The organism is Cryobacterium sp. 10I1 (genome assembly GCF_035019805.1).
Classification (GTDB): Bacteria; Actinomycetota; Actinomycetes; order Actinomycetales; family Microbacteriaceae; genus Cryobacterium; species Cryobacterium glucosi.
Window position 1 is genome coordinate 1 of record NZ_JASJVF010000231.1, and the last position, 5193, is coordinate 5193.

4 protein-coding genes are annotated in these 5193 nt (G+C 70.6%); 3 read left to right on the plus strand and 1 reads right to left on the minus strand.

Features of this window, described 5'->3' with window-relative positions; all coding sequences use genetic code 11:
• The coding region (gene purL, locus QN345_RS15310; RefSeq protein WP_323508826.1) for a phosphoribosylformylglycinamidine synthase subunit PurL at nt 1-2182 on the minus strand (2182 nt) is incomplete at its 3' end.
• 214 nt (nt 2183-2396) lie between these two features.
• Here purL and QN345_RS15315 point away from each other — a divergent pair.
• The 3 genes from QN345_RS15315 to mgrA form a co-directional block, all read left to right on the plus strand.
• On the plus strand, nt 2397-2747 hold the full coding sequence (locus QN345_RS15315) for a YciI family protein (RefSeq protein WP_134446221.1): 351 nt from the start codon (nt 2397-2399) through the stop codon (nt 2745-2747).
• Complete coding sequence (locus tag QN345_RS15320) at nt 2747-4090, plus strand: RNA polymerase sigma factor (RefSeq protein ID WP_322189150.1); 1344 nt, start codon at nt 2747-2749, stop codon at nt 4088-4090. Before QN345_RS15315 ends, QN345_RS15320 begins: the two co-directional genes overlap by 1 nt.
• An 80-nt stretch (nt 4091-4170) precedes the next feature.
• The coding region (gene mgrA / locus QN345_RS15325; protein ID WP_323508827.1) for an L-glyceraldehyde 3-phosphate reductase at nt 4171-5193 on the plus strand (1023 nt) is incomplete at its 3' end.

Below are 5193 nucleotides of genomic sequence, written 5' to 3' on the forward strand. Positions count from 1 at the left end.
CTCGTTCATCTGCCGCGACCAGCAGCTGCGCGTCGAGAACACCGACACCGTCTGGACCAGCGGCTTCGCGGGCGGCCGACTCCGAGAACAGGGCGACGGATGCGTCGATCCCGTCCCGCTCGCAGATGTCGCCGAGCCACACGCGGGCTCCGACCCCGAACCGGAGCACGGCCTCGGCGAGAGTCTGCGCGAGCCCGCCGGAAGACAGGTCGTGTGCGCTGTCGATGAGCGCCTCGATCGACGCCGCGTTGAGCAGGCCGGCGAGCCGCGCCTCACCGGGAAGGTCGACGACCGGCGGCATACCGCCGAGGTGCCCGTGCACGACATCGGCCCAGGCCGAGCCGTCGAGTTCCTCGCGGGTGATGCCGAGCAGGTAGATGTTGTGGCCGTCGTCCTGCCAGCCGCTCGGCACGCGGCGGGCGACGTCGTCGATCACGCCGAGCACGGCGACGACGGGCGTCGGGTAGATCGGCTGGTCGCCGGTCTGGTTGTAGAACGACACGTTGCCGCCGGTGACGGGGATCTCGAGCTCGAGGCATCCGTCGGCGAGGGCCGTGACGGCGCGTTCGAACTGCCACATCACCTCGGGGTTCTCGGGGGAGCCGAAGTTGAGGCAGTCGCTGATGCCGACCGGCACCGCTCCGGTCGCTGCGACGTTGCGGTACGCCTCGGCGAGGGCGAGCTGGGCGCCGCGGTACGGGTCGAGCTGGCAGTAGCGGCCGTTGGCGTCGGTCGCGATGACGAAGCCGAGGCCAGACTCCTCGTCGATGCGGATCATGCCGGCGTCGTCGGGGAAGGAGAGCGCGGTGTTACCGAGCACGTAGCGGTCGTACTGGTCGGTGATCCAGCTGGGGTCTGCGAGGTTGGGCGAGCCCAGCAGCGAGAGGAACTGCGCGCGCAGGTTCGCGGCATCCGTCGACCGGGGCAGAGCCGAGGCCGAGTCGGCCTGCAGCGCGTCGATCCAGGTCGGGTAGGCGACCGGGCGGTCGTAGACCGGGCCGTCGATCGCGACCGTGCGCGGGTCGACGTTGACGATCTCTTCGCCGTTCCAGTCGATGACGAGCCGGCCGGTGTCGGTGACCTCGCCGAGCACGCTCGTCTCGACGTCCCATTTGGCGGTCATCGCGAGGAAGCCCTCGAGCTTCTCCGGCGTGACGACGGCCATCATCCGCTCCTGGCTCTCGCTCATCAGGATCTCCTCGGCGGTGAGCGTCGGGTCGCGCAGCAGCACCTTTTCGAGCTGGATGTACATGCCGCCGTCGCCGTTCGAGGCGAGTTCCGAGGTCGCGCAGCTGATGCCGGCCGCGCCGAGGTCCTGGATGCCCTCGACGAGCTTGTCGCGGAACAGTTCGAGGCAGCACTCGATGAGCACCTTCTCGGCGAAGGGGTCGCCGACCTGCACCGCGGGGCGCTTGGTCGGGCCGTCGGCGCTGAAGGTGTCCGAGGCGAGAATGGATGCCCCGCCGATGCCGTCTCCGCCGGTGCGGGCCCCGAAGAGCACGACCTTGTTGCCCACGCCGCGGGCGTTGGCGAGGTGCAGGTCCTCGTGGCGGAGCACGCCGACCGAGAGCGCGTTGACGAGCGGGTTGCCCTGGTAGACCGAGTCGAACCAGGTCTCGCCGCCGATGTTCGGCAGGCCGAGGCAGTTGCCGTAGAACGAGATGCCGGACACGACGCCGTGCACGACGCGCGCGGTGTCCGGGTCGTCGATGCGGCCGAAGCGGAGGGCGTCCATCACGGCGACCGGGCGGGCGCCCATCGAGATGATGTCGCGCACGATGCCGCCGACGCCGGTCGCGGCGCCCTGGAACGGCTCGATGTAGGAGGGGTGGTTGTGCGACTCGATCTTGAAGGTGACGGCCCAGCCCTCGCCGACGTCGAGCACACCCGCGTTCTCGCCCATGCCGACCATGAGGTTCTTCTTCATGGCGGGGGAGACCTTGTCGCCGAACTGGCGCAGGTACTTCTTCGAGCTCTTGTATGAGCAGTGCTCGCTCCACATCACCGAGTACATCGCGAGCTCGCCGCTCGTGGGGCGGCGGCCGAGGATCGTGCGGATCTCCTGGTACTCGCCCTCGGTCAGCCCGAGGGCGCCGAAGGGCTGGTCCTTGTCCGGGGTGGCGATCGCGTTCGCGACGGTGTCGGCGACGCCGCGGGAGGGGGTGGTGGTAACTGCGGTCACGTGGCGTTCTCCCAGAGATAGCGGATGCTTGGCGCGCCCAGTCTACCGGTTGCCTCCCCTGCACCCCCCGTTCCGATCCCGCTGTCACCGCAGCGGAATCAGTTGTCGGAGATTCGGCCGCCGATGTCCTTTCGGGACCGCCCCGTTCGTTCCTAGAGTAGATCCCACCGTTCCCGATGGGTCATTCGATGAAATCCCCGATGAAGGAGTCACCATGCCCAGCTATGTTGCCCTGACCTACACCCGTGACGTCGACTGGACCGCCCCGGAGCAGGCGGCAGAGATGCAGGAGTACCGCGATTTCGGCCGCGATGCCGAGGCGGTGATCCGCGGCGGTGCCGCGCTCTACCCGACCCAGACCGCGACGACCGTGCGGGTCACCGGCGGCAAGGGCGGCGACGTCGTGATCGGCGACGGCCCGTACGCCGAGACCAAAGAGGCCCTGACCGGCTTCTACCTGCTCGAGTGCGACAGCCTCGACGAGGCGATCCGGCACGCGGCCGCGATCCCCGCCGCCTGGAACGGCGTCGTCGAGGTGCGTCCGACGGTCCCGACCCTGATGTGATGACGGCGACGGATGCCGGTGGCACCGACCCGGCCGGGGCCCTCGCCGCGCTCCTGGTCGCGGAGCGGCGCCGGGTGCTGGCCACCGTCATCCGTCTGACCGGTGATCTGGCCCTCGCCGAGGACGCCGTCCAGGACGCCGCCATCAGCGCCCTGGAGACCTGGCGTCGACTCGGCGTGCCGCCGAATCCGCGCGCGTGGCTCACCCTTGCGGCCAAGCGGCGGGTGATCGACCTGCTCCGGCGGGAGGGCGCGCGGCCGAACAAGGAACGGGAGGCGATCATCCTGGCCGTGCAACGGGCACCCGACGAGACCCCGCCCGGCATCGTCCGCGACGACCAGCTTCGGCTGATCTTCACCTGCTGCCATCCGGCGCTCGCGCAGGAGGCCCAGGTCGCGCTCAGCCTGCACGTGCTCTGCGGGTTGAGCGTCGCAGAGGTCGCCCGGGCGCTCCTCGTTTCAGAGGCGACGATGGCCAAGCGCCTCACCCGGGCGCGACGCAAGATCGCCGACGCCGGCATCCGCTACCGCGTGCCCGACGCGGGGGAACTGCCCGGCCGGCTCGGCGCGGTCGCGACGACCGTGTTCCTGCTGTTCACGGAGGGCTACGCTTCCCGGTCGGCGGATGCCCCTGCGCCCGTGTCGGCGCGGCCTGAGTCCTCCGTGCCGCCCGGCTCGCAGGCGCCGCCCGGCTCGGCTGCGCTGCCCCCGCCGACCGTGCCACCCGGGCCGCCCGGCGCATCCGTTGCAGAGGAAGCGATCCGGCTGGGGCGGCTGCTCGTCGAGCTGATGCCGGGCGAACCCGTGCTCGAGGGACTCCTCGCGACGATGCTGCTCCAGCACTCCCGATTACGCGCCCGGTTCGACGGCGACGGCGACATCGTCCTCCTGGCCGACCAGGACCGGAGTCTCTGGGATCGCTCCCGCGTCGCGGAAGGCATCGAGCTCGCCGCGTCCGCGATCCGCGGCAGCAGCATCCGCCCGGAGCGGTTCGCGGTCACGGCCGCGATCGCCGCCTGCCACGCCCTGGCCGCGGATGCCGCGACCACCGACTGGAACGCCATCATCGCCTGGTACGACGTGCTGCTCGCCCTCGACCCGAGCCCGGTCGTGCGGCTGAACCGGGCGGCCGCCCTCGCCGAGAGCGGCGACCCGGCCGCGGCGCTCGCCGTGGTCGACCGGATCGGCGGCCTCGACGACTACTTCTGGTTCCACGCGACCCGGGCCGAGCTGCTCCGCAGACTGGGGCGTCACCCGGAGGCCGGCGCTGCTGCCCTCGTGGCACGCGAGCTCACCGGATCCGCGGCCCAGCTCCGGCTGCTGGACCGTCGGCATCCGTTGTAAGAGGCAACGCACAGGGTGGGTCCTGACCCCCGCGGCGGGCACCCCCTGCGCGAGCGGATGCACCGTGGCACGATGAAGGGATGACCTACCTTCCGGCTGACACCAGATACGAGTCCATGCCCTACCGCCGCACCGGGAAGAGCGGCCTCAAGCTCCCGGCCGTTTCGCTCGGGCTGTGGCAGAACTTCGGCGGGGTCACCCCGCTCGAGACGCAGCGAGCGATCCTGCGACGCGCCTTCGACCTCGGCGTGACGCACTTCGACCTCGCCAACAACTACGGCCCGCCGTACGGCAGCGCCGAGTCCAACTTCGGGATTCACCTGAAGCAGGACTTCCGGCCGCACCGCGACGAGCTCGTCATCTCGACCAAGGCAGGCTACGACATGTGGGCGGGCCCGTACGGCGAATGGGGATCGCGTAAGTCGCTGCTCGCGAGCCTCGACCAGTCGCTCGGCCGGATGGGCCTCGACTACGTCGACGTGTTCTACTCGCACCGCGCCGACCCGGACACCCCGCTCGAGGAGACCATGGGCGCGCTGCACACCGCCGTCACGAGCGGCCGTGCCCTCTACGCCGGGATCTCCTCGTACTCGCCAGAGCGCACCCGGCAGGCCGCGGCGATCCTCGCCGACCTCGGCACGCCGCTGCTCATCCACCAGCCCTCGTACTCGATGTTCAACCGCTGGGTCGAGGACGACCTGCTGATCACCCTCGAGGACCTCGGCGTCGGCTGCATCGCGTTCTCTCCGCTCGCCCAGGGACTACTCACCGACCGGTACCTGCACGGGGTGCCCGCGGACTCGCGGGCGGCGCGGGCCGGGTCGATGAAACGCGACATGGTCAGCGACGAGACGCTCGTCCACATCCGCGCCCTCACCGATATCGCCGGGGAGCGCGGGCAGTCGCTCGCCCAGCTCGCCCTCGCCTGGGTGCTGCGGCGCCCGGAGGTGACGTCGGCGCTGATCGGGGCGTCCTCGGTCGCGCAGCTCGAGGCCAACGTCGCCGCCGTGGAGAACCTGGAGTTCACCGCCGCGGTTCTCGATGTTCGACGTGCCCTCGAGGTCCTGCCGCGGAACCAGCGTGAGCTGATCCGCCTTGTCCAT

Bases quoted from the DNA above. Each gene is read 5' to 3' on its own strand.
- QN345_RS15320 (WP_322189150.1), top strand. From the start codon at position 2,747: ATGACGGCGACGGATGCCGGTGGCACCGACCCGGCCGGGGCCCTCGCC.
- QN345_RS15315 (WP_134446221.1), top strand. From the start codon at position 2,397: ATGCCCAGCTATGTTGCCCTGACCTACACCCGTGACGTCGACTGGACC.